Below are 14,090 nucleotides of genomic sequence, written 5' to 3' on the forward strand. Positions count from 1 at the left end.
AAATGCATTTAATCCCCGCCGCACCGATGCGGCCCGAAGCGCTGTCCGGAGGAGGAAGAGATGCGTATTATGGTTCTGCCCTGTGATGGGATTGGCCCTGAAATCATGGGCGCAACACTTGACGCGGTTGAAGCCGCCAACCGGAAATTCGAACTCGGCGTAACAACCGAAGAAGAGATTTCCGGCTTCGACAGCCTGAAGAAACACGGTATCACCCTGCAGGACGAAGTGCTCGAGCGGGCCCGCGAAGAGTTCGATGGCGTGATTCTTGGCACGCAGTCCCACATGGACTATCCGCCCCTCGCGGAAGGCGGACGCAACGTCTCGGCGGGATTCCGGATCGGGCTTGATCTTTATGCCAATGTCCGGCCCGCACGCTCACGCAGTTTTCTCAGCAACGCAGCGCCGGGCATGGACCTCGTGATCATGCGCGAGGCAACGGAAGGCTTCTACCCTGATCGCAACATGTATCAGGGTGTGGGCGAGATGATGCCGTCCCCTGATATGGCGCTCTCGATACGCAAAATCACCCGGCAAGGGAGCGAGCGGATCTGCCGCGAAGCCTTCAAGCTTGCGCGCCAGCGTCGGAACAAGGTCTCGGCGATCCACAAAGCCAACAGTTTTTTAATGACAGACGGCTTGTTTCTGGAGTGTTTCGAGACGGTCTCAAAAGACTTTCCGGATGTAGAGACCGAGACGGTCATCGTCGATGCCATGGCCGCTCTTCTGGTGCGCCAACCCGAAAAGTACGACGTGGTCGTCGCGACAAATTTCTATGGTGATATTCTCTCTGATCTGGCATCGGAACTATCAGGTAGCCTGGGTCTTGCGGGTTCGATCAACGCGAACGCAGAGACAGGTCTGATCTGCGCGCAAGCCCAGCATGGATCAGCCCCGGATATCGCCGGGCAAAACACCGCCAACCCAACATCACTGATCCTCTCGGCGGCAATGATGCTGACTTGGCTTGGGGAGCAGCGCGGCGTCAAGAAACTGATGGAGGCCGGCGCTGCCATGAATTCTGCCGTCGATTTGGTACTGGAAGACCCCGCTGCCCGGACCCGTGATCTCGGCGGCACGACGAACACTGCCGAATTCGGCCGGCTGGTCGCTGACGCTGTCGGAACCGCGTGAGACCGGATTTATGACCATGCCCGGCCTTGCCATCCCTCCAAGGATTGTCCTGATTCATGCCACCCAACTGGCCATGGAGCCGATATCCTCGGCTCTGACCCGCATCTGGCCCGAGGCAGAAGCGATTAGCGTGCTTGACGAGTCTCTGTCCATTGACCGGGCGAAAACAACCAGTCTTACACCGGATCTCAAGAAACGGATCGCAGATTTAACCAACCATGCGGGACGGATCTGTGCAGACGGCGTGCTCTTCACCTGTTCAGCCTTCGGTCCAGCCATCGAAGCTGCGAAAACCGGTCACAACGTTCCGGTCTTAAAGCCCAACGAAGCGATGTTCGACGACGCACTGACACGAGGGAACAGAATAGCGCTTCTCCACACATTCGGGCCTGCAGGCGCATCCATGGCCGAAGAGTTTCGGGAGTCCGCGCTTGCCCGGGGTGTCACGGTTTCACTTGAAACTGTTTTCGTTCCGGATGCACTTGAGGCGCTGAACGCCGGTGACACAGCCCGCCACGACAAACTCATTGCAGATGCAGCGGCAGCGCTTCACGAAGCCGACGCCATCATGCTGGCGCAGTTTTCGATGGCACGGGCCAAAGAGACCGCGCAAGCCTCCGTAGAAGCCCCAGTGATGACCAGTCCTGATGCGGCCGTAGCGAAGCTGAAAGCCCTCATCTCGGATTCAGTCCCACGTTGACTGTCGGCGCGAATGCAAAAGAGTTCTCGTACGCAAAGTTATAGCCTTTAATCAATCCCACCGCCCCTACCGTAAAAGTATCTTCGCATTGCGACGCCATAAGTATCCGGACAGAACACGCCCGCCATCACCGCACTGATGCCTGTAAACCGCTTTACCGCATCCAATCCGCAACTGCCTTGCCGATCTCGTCATGAGAGTCCTTCTGGACGAAGTGAGCTCCCGCGACGGTGACTTCTGTAAGACTTGGCCAAGTCCGAATTCCGGTCGGATTTTTCATTCAATACGACAGGACGGACCCGACCACAGAAAAACTCGAGAGAGCAGGTCGCGCTCGTTCACCAGAAAATCGGTCCGGTCGCGGCTTTCAAAACCGTTATTCCGATTCAACACCTGCCCAAGACACGCTCAGTCAAGATCCTGCAAGGCACCATGCAAAAGATCGCAAGTGTGGAGGACTGGAAGATGGTTGCCGCGATCGACGACCCGAATGTCCTCGACCAGACCGGTAGCGTTTTAAAAGCACGCCAAGGTCCAGGGCGGTTTGGTTAACCACTCGTAGTGTCGCTATGTGGAACAATACCGGCTGCCCGGCCCGTGTTTTTTGTCGGCCCCCTTGTCAGAATTTGAAGTCTCTGACCTGCTTCAAGCTGCGCGTTTCACTGGGCCCGCTACAATGCCCCGGCAACCTGTAACTGGATCATCGTGAAGGGCTCAGTTGCCTGCCCGATCCAGCTCACGCTGGCTTCTGCGAACAAGCTGCAACGATGAACTTTCCGGCGGGATACCGGCGGCTCGGGGGAAATTTATCTCGATCGGGGCCGGTGGACGCGCCCGGATCGCGGTGCGGTCATGTCCGCGCAAAACCAGAACACTGGTTAGCGTATCGATGACATCCATAACTTCCCAGACCTCGTCGACTTCCAGGCGGTTCCCAGTCGAAAAGAGGTAGAGATTCCGAAAAAAGCCAAACTCGTTATACATGGCGGGCGCGACGATGCCCCGGGCGTAGCTCGCGTCCCACAAATGAGATCCCGGAAGCTGCCAGTACCACTGCAAGAGAATAGTAACGCCAAAGTTTGACGCCAACGAGAATGCGAAGCGCACGGTTTCAAGCGCGTCCTCTTTCGATTCCCACGGCAAACCAAGAATAAACGAAAATTCGGCGCAGTGCGCGATATCGTAACGATGCAGTAATGCAGCGCAGTCCCTGAGCCGTTCCGTCGTTGTGCCTTTTCCGATACGCCTCAGGCCGTCATCGTAGCCGCACTCCGCCCCGACCAGCACACCGGCCGTGTGCGGCGCGACCAACTCGATATACTCGTCATCCAGCAGAAAGTCGTTTGCGCGCGAGTCGTAGGTCATCTGAACCTCCAGTCCTCGCCTGTCCAACTCACGCAGAATTGCCGTGCTTCGCTTCCGGTTGATCGACCATTCGTCATCTATGATCTGAATCAGATCCGGCTCCATCACACGGTTGCGACCAAGAGCCAAGACTGCCTCCAGCCTATCCACAAAGTCTTCGGGAGCGACGCCACGGTACGAACGGCGGTGCGAGGTTGAACAAAAGCTGCAACTGAACGGGCAACCTCTGGACGATTGGATCGGCAAACTTGGGTAGATGCCGGGCGGCATAAGGTCATAGGCAGGCAGCGGCAGAGCGGCAAGGCGGTCGACGTCGAGGACCGGTGCAACACTGTTATGCACAACCCTCCCGTCCGACGTCCTCCAGGAGAGGTTCGGAACAGAAGAAACATCCTCGCCTTCTTCGAGGCGGGCGCACAAGTCCGTCAGCGCAACCTCTCCCTCATTTCGGACCACGTAATCGATGGTTTGAAAGTCGGACAGAATATAGTCGCTGAACATGGTGGGATGAACGCCGCCAACGACAACGGGCGCCGTAACGTCGGCCGCTCGGATCTGCCCTATCACATCGAGCACCGCTGGCCAGTTCAGCGATGTCGCACTTATGGCAATCAACCCCGCCCCATTCAGATCAGCATCATCGAGATCAAGCGAAATAGAGCCGACGGCCACAAGGTCGATCACGGATACACGATGCCCTGCATCCCGAAGAACCGCAGCAAGCAGGTATGTGGAGAGTGATGGGCAATTCGGCGGAAAGTCCTGACCCGCCGGAACGAGGCGGCCTCCGGCGAAATCCATAATTGGCACTGAGTAGAAGAGCACGTTCATCTTGGCCCCCTCTGCTTTCAAAACGAGTGGCCAGGTTAGTTGTAGTCGCCCCCGTCCCCGCCTTTAAAGCTATCCTCTATCTGTTCTGACTTCGACTTGCGCCGTCGCCGGCGAATGATCACGACAACGGCAACCGCGACGCCGGAGAGAACAATCGTTACGCCGATTGCGACAGCAACCACCCCCTCCTGAGAGTTGGCCGCCAGATCATTTTCGGTCGTGGTCTGCGCTGTGGCAGCGTTGATGAGAAGATCCGGATCGTCATGGTCCTCGGACTGAAGTAACTCCTGCGCGCTCACTGGCATGGTAATACCAAGAGAAGACAACGCGGATAACGGCGCAGCCTTTAAGCGTCTGCGGAAGCCCGGATCTGTGCAGATCCGATCAATTGCAGCATCCATGCAGAGGCGTTCTTCGGGCGACGATTGGACTGCGGAATCACCAAGGCGCGCGGTGGAGAGGATTGGGTGCTTGGCGCGCGTACCATCCGTTACAAGACCACCGCACTCGATAGCTTCATCGAAGAGATACCGGTAGATCTCTTCAAAATTTCCAGATGAATTTGCGTGAAGCGCCTTTGCTGCGTCTTCCAGCTGCCTCCTGGCGGAGGAACTCAGCGCGCTCTTGTTCCGCGTGCTATCATGGAGGTGCATAACATCAACCCCTCAATAATCCGCCGAACTTCAAATAGACGAGCTATAGTAACAGCATTTTCGGGTTGTGTCGACCAACCCTGAACGGACCGGGAAAAGAGAACGGGTCAGATAACCATCAAAAGAACTCCACTCGGGGCTGGATGCATCCCTCCGGGTGATCTCGGTCTGCGGCCCGTCGCGGAAGTTCATGATCCCGGGTCGGGCCATTTAAGCGAAAACATGTTTGCCTGCTCTATCCCCTGACCTTCTTGCAATACAGACTGAAAACCGTGCCTTCGTGGCCAGAAATTCGCGATCGATAGAGCCCTTCACGCACTGGAAAATAGCAGATCAAAGCTTGGCACCGGAGATCTCGGCGGACTCGACGAGGCCAGCGACAAACACCCGGGCGGTTTGATCCCAGGCTGCTCTCTCAAGGGCGGCTGCAATCTGGTCCTTTACGCTTTCAAAGGGCAATATTTGGCCTGGGGCCACGGCATCCATACGGATGATGTGCCAGCCATAGCGACTGAGTACAGGTCCTTGCGTGATCTCTGCCTCTGAGAGTTCACGCAGAGCAGTCTCGAACTCAGGCACAGTGTCGCCGGGCCCGAGTTGACCGAGGGCACCACCATTTGACTTGGAGCCGCAGTCGCTTGTGCGGCGCGCTAAAGCAGCAAAACCTCGGGGATCGCGCAGAGCCTCCTCATTCAGGGCCTTTGCATGTGCCTGAGCCGCCGTCCGGGCCGCGTCGTCACGCGGATCGCAGGCACAGAGGATATGCGAGACCTCCCAGAGCGGCGGACTGCGGAAGCGCGACGGGTCGCGCGCCCATTCAGCTTGAACCTGAGCGTCGGTTAGCACGGTCGCGGGGATCGCCTGATCGAGGAGGTCCCGGATAAGGGCCTCCTCCTCGGTCTCAAATCGCCCTGGGGCGACCTCACGGGGGATCGCCTGAAGTCCGCGTCGCCGGACCTCCTGCAATAGAAGGGTCCGCACGGCGAGTGCATTGGCAGCCTTTTGCCGGGCGATCAGCGGTTTACCCTTGGGCGCGACGTGGTTCTGGGTTTCCGCGTCCAGCTCCGCTTGCGGGATGACCTCGCCGTTCACGATCAGATCGGGAAACAGGGATGCTGCCATAATCGTTACTCCGCAGGTTTCGCGATGCCACCGGTTGCGGGCCGTGCAGCGTGCACCTTGGCCTTCGGAGCGGTGTCCGGGCGCGCCGGCAGGGTCGTCTGGCGGCGCGACCGCACCACCTGATACCCCGGCCGCCAGAGGAACCGCACCGGTGCGGACAGCATGTGCACGAGCCGGGTGAAGGGGAACAGGATCACGATCAGCAAGCCCAGGAAGATATGGAACTTGAAAAGGGCGTGTACGTTCGCCACTTCGAGCCAGGCGTTGAGTTGAAGGCCCATGACGCTTTGGGCCCAGGTCATGAAACGCACCATTTCGCCGCCATCCAGATGGCTCATGGAGAGAAAAATCGTGCCCAGCCCGACCAGCAGCTGCAGCCAGATGAGAGCCAGGATGCCGATGTCGGCAAAACTCGAGGTCTGCCGGATACGAGGGTCCGTCAGACGGCGGTGCAGAAGCATGCTCGCGCCGATCAGGGCGACCACACCGGCGATGCCGCCGACCACTATGGCCATGAGCTGCTTAAAGCCGTAACTGACGCCGATGGCGTCGAGCACCCAGATCGGTGTGAAAAGACCGACCAGATGGCCGAAAAATACGACAATGATGCCCACGTGGAACAACACCGAACCCAGCATCAGTTGCTTGCGCCGCAAGAGCTGGCTCGATGAGGATTTCCAGGTAAAGGGATCACGTTCGTAGCGTGCGATCGAGCCAACCACCAGCACGGTCAGCGCAACGTAAGGCATAATGCCGAAGATGAAGAAGTCGATACTCATGTCTCAGTCCTTCGTCATTTGGCCGCGACGTGTCGGGCCGAATTGGAGTTGATGGGCAGTTCCATGCGCGACAGCATTTCGTGCACTTGCGGACAACCGGCATTGGGGTCGGGGCCAAAAGTGACCTGGCTCTCTTCCCAGACAGTATCGAGGGCGGCGAGGTCGCCGGGGTCGTCCTCGGGCTGCTCCAGAAGTTCGGCCACGGCTTCGCTGTCGGCCCGGACGCCGGAAAGTTGCAGGAGAGCCGTGAACACGGCGCTGTAGGGACTTTCGCGCCGTTCGAGGCGCGTGCTTAGGGCGTCAAAGATATGCGCTGCATTCGCCAGGGTCTCCCGGACTTCAGACGCAGGTTGAGTCGCCAGGAACTCAAGCAGCACCGGCAGATGATCGGGCAGTTCGGCGGTGACGGGCTCGAAACCGCCCGCACGGTAGGTCTCGACCAGACTGACCATGGCGCCGCCCCGGTCGCGGCTCTCGCCGTGAACATGCTCGAAGAGGTTGAGCGACAGACTGCGCGAGCGATCGAAGAGCAACACGAACTCTTCTTCGAGGTCGTAGATATCGCGGTTGGCCAGATTTTCGATCAACAGTCGCAGCGCCCGGCGGGTTGCCGCCGTCAAACGGCTGTCTGCGGCAAGAACGCCGCCGATTTCCGGCATGGCCGCCTGCAACGCGCGTGTCGGATAGCTGAGGATCAATGAGAGGGCTTTGACAGTGCGGTCCATCACACGACCTCCTTGGGCATTTTCAGTGGACGTTTGTTACTACCGAAGAGATTGCCCTTGCTGATCCCACCGGAACAGCCGTTGGAGTCTGTGAAACTACAGCCGCCGCGCAGGTTATAGGCATCTTCGACTTCTTCGCGGTGCGTGGTGGGGATGACGAAGCGATCCTCGTAATCCGCGATTGCCATGATCTTGTACATATCCTCGATCATGCGGCCGTTCAGTCCGACCCGCGCCGCAATGCCTTCGTCAATCACACCCTCGACGGTTTTCGAGCGCATGTAAGACCGCATCGCGAGCATCCGTTCGAGGGCCTGGACGACCGGTTCCTCGTCGCCCGCCGTCAGCATGTTAGCGAGATATTTGACCGGTATGCGCAGACTGCGCACATCAGGCATTTCGCCATCCATGCCGATCGCCCCGGCCTGTGCGGCATTCTGGATCGGGCTGAGCGGCGGGATGTACCAGACCATGGGCAGGGTGCGGTATTCCGGATGCAGAGGGAAGGCGACCTTCCACTCCATCGCCATTTTCCAGATCGGGCTTTCCTGCGCGGCCTTGATCCAGTCCGCCGGAATGCCGTCCGCTCTTGCGGCTTCGATGACCTCGGGATCGTTCGGGTCCAGAAAGACATCCAGTTGCGCATCGTAAAGGTCGGTCGTCTTTTCGGCGTTGGCCGCCGTTTCGATCTTGTCGGCATCGTAGAGTATGACACCGAGGTAACGGATGCGGCCGACGCAGGTTTCCGAACAGACGGTCGGATTACCGGATTCGATCCGTGGATAGCAGAGTGTGCATTTCTCGGATTTGCCGGTGGACCAGTTGTAGTAGACCTTCTTGTAGGGGCAGCCGCTGACGCACATGCGCCAGCCACGGCATTTCTCCTGGTCGATCAGGACGATGCCGTCCTCCTCGCGCTTGTAGATCGCGCCGGAGGGGCAGGAGGCCGCGCAGGCGGGATTCAGGCAGTGCTCGCAGAGCCGGGGGAGATACATCATGAAGGTGTTCTCGTACTCCCCGTAGATCTCCTTTTGGATGCCTTCGAAGTTATAGTCCTCACTGCGTTTCGAGAATTCCCCGCCGAGGATCTCGTCCCAGTTGGGACCCTTCTCGATCTTCTCGATACGCTCGCCCGTGATCTTGGAGCGCGGCCGCGCCGTCGGGAAGGCCGTCATCTCCGGTGCCGACTTGAGGTGATCGTAATCGAAATCGAAGGGCTCGTAGTAATCGTCGATCTCGGGCAGATCCGGATTGGCGAAGATGTTCGCCAGGATGCGCCACTTCGAGCCCTGTTTCGGCTGGAGCTTACCAGATGCGGTCCGCTCCCAGCCGCCGTTCCAGCGGGCCTGGTTCTCCCAGTCGGTCGGATAACCGGTGCCGGGCTTGGTTTCGACGTTGTTGAACCAGGCGTATTCGACGCCGTCGCGGCTGGTCCAGACGTTCTTGCAGGTGACGGAGCAGGTGTGACACCCGATACATTTGTCGAGGTTCAACACCATGCCGACTTGTGCTCGTACTCTCATTTCGCGGTGTCCTTCTCGCTGGTGGGCTCGCTGGTGGGCTCGCTGGCGGGTTCATCAAGCCAATCGACCTTGCTCATTTTTCTGACAACGACGAACTCGTCCCGGTTCGATCCCACGGTGCCGTAGTAGTTGAAGCCGTAGCTCTGCTGGGCATAACCGCCGATCATATGTGTGGGCTTGAGCGTCGCGCGCGTCACCGAGTTGTGAATGCCGCCCCGCTGGCCGGTCTTCTCGGACCCCGGTGTGTTCACGATCTTCTCTTGCGCGTGGTACATGAAGACCGTGCCATCCATCATGCGCTGGGAGACCACGGCGCGGGCCGTGAGTGCGCCGTTCACGTTGTAGGCCTCGACCCAGTCGTTGTCCTCGATCCCGGCACGTTTGGCGTCAGGCTCGGAGATCCAGACCACGGGACCGCCCCGGTTCAGCGTGAGCATCAGCAGATTGTCGCTATAGGTCGAGTGGATACCCCACTTCTGATGCGGCGTGATGAAATTCAGCACCAGATGAGGATTGCCGTCACGGGCGTCATTGTTCAATTCTTCGGTGATGGTCTTGAGATCCACCGGCGGCCGGTAGGACATGAAGCCCTCACCGAAAGCACGCATCCAGAGATGATCCTGGTAGAGCTGCTGCCGGCCCGTCAGGGTCCGCCAGGGGATCAACTCGTGGACATTGGTGTAACCCGCGTTGTAGCAGACCTTTTCGCTCTCGAGGCCCGACCAGGTGGGGGAGGAGATGATCTTGCGCGGTTGCGCCGCGATATCGCGGAAGCGGATCTTCTCGTCTTCCTTGGGCAGCGCCAGGTGTGCGTGCTCGCGGCCCGTTGCCTTGCCGAGCGCCTGCCACGCCTTGACCGCAACCTCGCCGTTGGTTTCCGGCGCCAGCATCAGGATCACTTCCGAAGCGTCGATGTCGGTCACGATCTTCGGGCAGCCCTTGGCCGGACCGTCCTGCCACTCGCCGTTCAGCTCGCGCAGGTGTTGGACCTCGTCCTTGGTGTCCCAGGCGATGCCCTTGCCGCCGTTGCCGATCTTGTCCATCAGGGGGCCAACGGCAACGAAGCGATCGTATATTGCGGTGTAGTCCCGTTCGACCGCCACATAGGCGGGGGCCGTTTTTCCGGGGATCAGGTCGCACTCGCCTTTCTTCCAGTCCCGCACCTGGTCCTGGGCGATCTCGCCCGGAGTGTCGTGCAGGATGGGCAGGGCAACAATGTCGGTCTCCTGGCCCAGGACGCCGGGGGCGACTTCCTGGAATTTCTTGGCGATCGCCTTGAAGATTTCCCAATCCGACTTCGACTCGTAGGCCGGATCCACCGCCGCCTGGAGCGGATGGATGAAGGGGTGCATGTCGCTGGTGTTGAGGTCGTTCTTCTCGTACCAACTTGCCGTGGGCAGCACGATGTCGGAATAGACCGCCGTCGTGCTCATGCGGAAGTCGATGCAGACCAACAGGTCGAGCTTTCCGCGCGGGCTTTCATCATGCCATTTTGCCTCCTTCGGCAACTGTTGGCCTTCTTCGCCGAGGTCATTGCCCAGGACGCCGTGATTGGTGCCCAGAAGGTGCTTGAGGAAGTACTCGTGGCCCTTGGCCGACGCACCCAGCAGGTTGGACCGCCAGATGAAGAGATTGCGCGGCCAGTTCTCGGGCGCGTCCGGGTCTTCGCAGGACATCTCCAGATCACCCGACTTGAGCTGCTCGGCCACGTAAGCGGGAATTTCCTTGCCCGCCGCTTTGGCCGCCTTCGCTACTTCCAGGGGATTGGTTTTCAACTGCGGTGCCGAGGGCAGCCAGCCCATGCGCTCAGCGCGGATGTTGTAGTCGATCAGGGAAACATCCCAGTCGCCGTCAGGCGCGGTGGGGCTGATAATCTCCTTCGCCGTCAGGGACTCGTAACGCCATTGATCGGTGTGGGCGTACCAGGCTGAGGTGGAGTTCATATGCCGGGGTGGGCGGCCCCAGTCGAGTGCGAAGGCCAGGGGCGCCCAGCCGGTCTGCGGACGCAGCTTCTCCTGTCCAACATAGTGCGCCCAGCCGCCGCCTGACTGACCCACACAGCCGCACATCACCAGCATGTTGATGATGCCGCGGTAGTTCATGTCCATGTGGTACCAGTGGTTCATCCCCGCGCCGATGATGACCATGGACTTGCCATTGGTCTTTTCGGCGTTGGACGCGAATTCACGCGCGACATGGATAATTTTTTCGGCGTCGACACCGGTGATCTTCTCGGCCCAGGCCGGCGTGCCGGGAACATCGGACATAAAGTCGTGTGTCACCCAGTCTCCGCCGAGACCGCGGTCGAGCCCGTAGTTGGCGCAAAAGAGATCGAAGACAGTGGCAACCAGCATGTCGCCCTGCCCGGTTTTTATACGCCGGGCCGGGATGTGGCGGGTCAGAACTTCAGGATGATCCGCGTCCGTGGCGAATTCAGCCGTGGCCACACCGCCGAAATACGGGAAATCGACCGAAGCGACTTCATCGTGGTCGCTGTCGCCGATCAACGTCATCAGAAGACGGGTTTCCGCCTCGCCGGCCCGTTCCTCAAGATTCCATTCGCCTTGCTCGCCCCAGCGATAGCCGATCGAGCCGTTCGGCGCGACCAGACTGCCGCTGGTCTCGTCAAAGGCCAGGGTCTTCCATTCGGGGTTATTCGCCTCGCCGACCTTATCGTCGAGACTGTCGGCACGCAGGAACCGGCCCGGCAGCAGCCGGCCGTCTTTTTCCTCAAGCTGCACCAGCATCGGCATGTCGGAGTATTTGCGGCAGTAATCCTCGAAGTATTCGGCCTGCCGGTCCAAGTGGAACTCGCGCAGAATCACATGCCCAAAAGCCATGGCCAACGCGGCATCAGTCCCCTGCTTGGCGTTGAGCCAAACGTCACCGAACTTGGCGGCCTCGGAATAGTCCGGGCAGATAACAGCAGACTTGGTGCCGCGATAGCGCGCTTCAGTATAGAAGTGCGCATCCGGAGTCCGCGTTTGCGGCACGTTCGAACCCCAAACCAGCAGGTAGCCTGCGTTGTACCAATCGGCGGATTCGGGAACGTCGGTCTGTTCGCCCCAGGTCATCGGACTGGCAGGCGGCAAATCGCAGTACCAGTCATAGAAGCTCATGCAGGTGCCGCCAAGCAGGCTCAGATAGCGGCTGCCCGCGGCGTAGCTGACCATCGACATGGCAGGGATCGGCGAGAAGCCGAAGATCCGATCGGGGCCGTAGGTCTTCGCCGTATAGGCGTTGGCAACTGCAATGATTTCCGTTGCCTCTTCCCAGTTGGCGCGCACAAAGCCGCCCTTACCACGCGCCTCGACGTAGGAGGCGCGCAGGATCGGATCCTGCTGCAGCGCGGTCCAGGCCTCAAACGGGTCCATGGTCTCGCGCATCCTGCGCCAGAGTTTCAGCAGCTTGCCTCGGATCAGCGGGTTCTTCACGCGGTTGGCGGAGTAGAGATACCAACTGTAGGAAGCGCCCCGCGCACAGCCGCGCGGCTCGTGGTTCGGCAGATCGTGGCGCGTGCGCGGGTAGTCAGTTTGCTGAGTTTCCCAGGTCACGATCCCTGACTTGACGTAAATCTTCCAGGAGCATGATCCGGTGCAATTCACCCCGTGAGTCGAGCGCACGACCTTGTCGTGCCGCCAGCGGTTTCTGTAGGTGTCTTCCCAGGTCCGGTCTTCCCGTGTCACCTGGCCGTGCCCGTTCGAAAACTGTTCCAGTTCCTTGGACTGGAGGAAGTTCAATCTATCGAGCAGATGGCTCATATCTCTGTCTCCTCAGAGTGGGGCCTGCGCCGGCGCCCTTACCGACGCAGGGATGTTCAAAGTGTCAGCAGGGAACCGAAGCGCCCTTGCGGCTGTAACAGAACCAGGTGATCGCGAGGCAGATGACGTAAAAGCCCAGGAAAGCCCAGAGCGCGCCGTGTGGGGCACCCGTCATGCTGATCGAGGTGCCGTAAGCTTTAGGGATAAAGAAGGCGCCATAGGCCGCGATCGCACTGGTGAAGGCGATGATCGCGGCGCTCTCGCGCTCGATCGTTTTTTGTCTCACCGCCGGATCTGTATTCGGCATCAGGCGCGGGATTTCCTGTTTCATGATCGAAGGGATCATCTGGAAGGTTGAGGCATTGGCCACACCGGTCAGGAAGAAGAGCGCCATGAAGCAGGCGAAGAAGCCCCAGAAGTCACCGGCCGTGCCGTTCTGCGGCAGGAACTGGAGCACGCCCCAGACCGCCACGATCATCCCCAGGAAGCACCAGAAGGTGACCCTGCCGCCGCCGAACTTATCCGAGACCCATCCGGTCGCCGCACGGCTGAGGGCGCCGACGAGCGGACCGAGGAAGGCGTAGGACAGGACGTTCACCTCGGGAAACTGAGTCTTCATCAGAAGCGGGAAGCCCGCTGAATAGCCGATGAAGGATCCGAAGGTCCCGGTGTAGAGAACGCACATGATCCAGTTGTGCCGGCGCTTGAGGATTGCGAGCTGATCGCCAAGCGAAGCTTTGGCATCGGCGATGTCGTTCATCCCGAACCAGGCCGCGATTGCAGAAACCGCCAGGAAAGGCACCCAGATGAAGCCGGCATTCTGGATCCAGAGCTGGCTGCCGTCTTCCAGCGTCTGGGCTTCGCCTCCGATCGCCCCGAAGACGCTGGCGGTGATGACCATCGGCACGACAAATTGCATCACCGAGACACCGAGATTACCCAGGCCTGCGTTCAGAGCCAGCGCATTACCCTTGGTTTTCTTGGGGTAGAAATAGGCGATGTTGGCCATGGAGGAAGCAAAGTTACCGCCGCCAAAGCCGCACATCAGCGCCAGGGCCACGAACAAGACATATGGTGTCTCCGGGTTCTGTACGGCGAAGCCGATCCCGACCGCTGGAAAGAGCAGCGAGGCCGTGGATAACGTCGTCCACTTCCGGCCACCAAAGATCGGAATCATAAAGGTATAGAAGATTCTGAGAGTCGCGCCGGAAAGGCCGGGCAGAGCAGCCAGCCAAAAGAGCTGACCCGTCGTGTAGTCAAAGCCGATCGCCGGAAGCCGCGCCACCACGACCGACCACACCATCCAGACCGAGAAAGCCAGGAGAAGGTTGGGGATCGAAATCCAGAGATTACGGGTCGCAATGGCGCGGCCCCGATCGCTCCAGAACTGAGGGTCTTCCGGGCGCCAGTCGGTCAGAACATGACCCTGCGGCTGATTGGAGTGGTCTGTGGTCGCCATGGGTAGGTTCCTCCCGGTTTGGCGTAAGAATTGAGGTG

General features: G+C 59.6%; 11 protein-coding genes. 3 read left to right on the forward strand and 8 right to left on the reverse strand.

The genetic code is table 11. The annotated features are described in order from the left end of the window. The first annotated feature begins 60 nt into the window (after positions 1 to 60). The 3 genes from FKG95_RS18640 to FKG95_RS18650 all read left to right on the forward strand — a co-directional run bounded on the left by FKG95_RS18640 (position 61) and on the right by FKG95_RS18650 (position 2,386). The gene (locus FKG95_RS18640) at positions 61 to 1,134 is read left to right on the forward strand and encodes an isocitrate/isopropylmalate dehydrogenase family protein (protein ID WP_142897906.1); all 1,074 of its coding nucleotides are present in this window, start codon (positions 61 to 63) and stop codon (positions 1,132 to 1,134) included. A 10-nt stretch (positions 1,135 to 1,144) separates the two neighbouring features. Beyond that, the gene (locus tag FKG95_RS18645) at positions 1,145 to 1,834 is read left to right on the forward strand and encodes an aspartate/glutamate racemase family protein (protein ID WP_218940248.1); all 690 of its coding nucleotides are present in this window, start codon (positions 1,145 to 1,147) and stop codon (positions 1,832 to 1,834) included. 246 nt (positions 1,835 to 2,080) lie between these two features. Then, positions 2,081 to 2,386 (forward strand): propionyl-CoA synthetase, encoded by a 306-nt coding sequence (locus tag FKG95_RS18650; protein ID WP_142897907.1) that lies wholly within the window; start codon positions 2,081 to 2,083, stop codon positions 2,384 to 2,386. A gap of 162 nt (positions 2,387 to 2,548) precedes the next feature. Here FKG95_RS18650 and FKG95_RS18655 read toward each other — a convergent pair whose 3' ends face one another. The 8 genes from FKG95_RS18655 to FKG95_RS18690 all read right to left on the reverse strand — a co-directional run bounded on the left by FKG95_RS18655 (position 2,549) and on the right by FKG95_RS18690 (position 14,052). Continuing rightward, a complete protein-coding gene (locus FKG95_RS18655) occupies positions 2,549 to 4,030 on the reverse strand; it encodes a B12-binding domain-containing radical SAM protein (RefSeq protein WP_142897908.1) in 1,482 nt (493 codons plus the stop codon). 35 nt (positions 4,031 to 4,065) lie between these two features. Beyond that, entirely contained in the window at positions 4,066 to 4,683 is a 618-nt protein-coding gene (locus FKG95_RS18660) for a hypothetical protein (RefSeq protein ID WP_142897909.1), read from the reverse strand. Between the two features lie 333 nt (positions 4,684 to 5,016). Further along, a complete protein-coding gene (locus tag FKG95_RS18665; RefSeq protein WP_142897910.1) occupies positions 5,017 to 5,805 on the reverse strand; it encodes a peptidylprolyl isomerase in 789 nt (262 codons plus the stop codon). Positions 5,806 to 5,810: 5 nt separating this feature from the next. Continuing rightward, positions 5,811 to 6,584, reverse strand: coding sequence for a respiratory nitrate reductase subunit gamma (gene narI, locus FKG95_RS18670; protein ID WP_142897911.1), 774 nt, complete (start codon positions 6,582 to 6,584; stop codon positions 5,811 to 5,813). Positions 6,585 to 6,598: 14 nt separating this feature from the next. Beyond that, positions 6,599 to 7,309, reverse strand: a complete 711-nt coding sequence (gene narJ, locus FKG95_RS18675) for a nitrate reductase molybdenum cofactor assembly chaperone (RefSeq protein ID WP_142897912.1) — start codon at positions 7,307 to 7,309, stop codon at positions 6,599 to 6,601. Further along, positions 7,309 to 8,832: a nitrate reductase subunit beta gene (gene narH / locus FKG95_RS18680; RefSeq protein ID WP_142897913.1), complete on the reverse strand. Its 1,524-nt coding sequence runs from the start codon at positions 8,830 to 8,832 to the stop codon at positions 7,309 to 7,311. Before narH ends, narJ begins: the two co-directional genes overlap by 1 nt. After that, positions 8,829 to 12,593: a nitrate reductase subunit alpha gene (locus FKG95_RS18685; protein ID WP_142897914.1), complete on the reverse strand. Its 3,765-nt coding sequence runs from the start codon at positions 12,591 to 12,593 to the stop codon at positions 8,829 to 8,831. The genes narH and FKG95_RS18685 overlap by 4 nt, the downstream gene beginning before the upstream one ends. 64 nt (positions 12,594 to 12,657) lie before the next feature. Next, complete coding sequence (locus FKG95_RS18690) at positions 12,658 to 14,052, reverse strand: NarK family nitrate/nitrite MFS transporter (protein ID WP_142897915.1); 1,395 nt, start codon at positions 14,050 to 14,052, stop codon at positions 12,658 to 12,660. Positions 14,053 to 14,090: the final 38 nt, after the last annotated feature.

The sequence above is a fragment of the Denitrobaculum tricleocarpae genome (genome assembly GCF_007004665.1).
GTDB classification, from domain to species: domain Bacteria; phylum Pseudomonadota; class Alphaproteobacteria; order Kiloniellales; family Kiloniellaceae; genus Denitrobaculum; species Denitrobaculum tricleocarpae.

Coding starts and splice junctions, on each gene's coding strand:
- FKG95_RS18640 (WP_142897906.1), top strand. CDS start 61: ATGCGTATTATGGTTCTGCCCTGTGATGGGATTGGCCCTGAAATCATG.
- FKG95_RS18645 (WP_218940248.1), top strand. CDS start 1,145: ATGACCATGCCCGGCCTTGCCATCCCTCCAAGGATTGTCCTGATTCAT.
- FKG95_RS18655 (WP_142897908.1), bottom strand. CDS start 4,030: ATGAACGTGCTCTTCTACTCAGTGCCAATTATGGATTTCGCCGGAGGC.
- FKG95_RS18660 (WP_142897909.1), bottom strand. CDS start 4,683: ATGCACCTCCATGATAGCACGCGGAACAAGAGCGCGCTGAGTTCCTCC.
- FKG95_RS18665 (WP_142897910.1), bottom strand. CDS start 5,805: ATGGCAGCATCCCTGTTTCCCGATCTGATCGTGAACGGCGAGGTCATC.
- narI (WP_142897911.1), bottom strand. CDS start 6,584: ATGAGTATCGACTTCTTCATCTTCGGCATTATGCCTTACGTTGCGCTG.
- narJ (WP_142897912.1), bottom strand. CDS start 7,309: ATGGACCGCACTGTCAAAGCCCTCTCATTGATCCTCAGCTATCCGACA.
- narH (WP_142897913.1), bottom strand. CDS start 8,832: ATGAGAGTACGAGCACAAGTCGGCATGGTGTTGAACCTCGACAAATGT.
- FKG95_RS18685 (WP_142897914.1), bottom strand. CDS start 12,593: ATGAGCCATCTGCTCGATAGATTGAACTTCCTCCAGTCCAAGGAACTG.
- FKG95_RS18690 (WP_142897915.1), bottom strand. CDS start 14,052: ATGGCGACCACAGACCACTCCAATCAGCCGCAGGGTCATGTTCTGACC.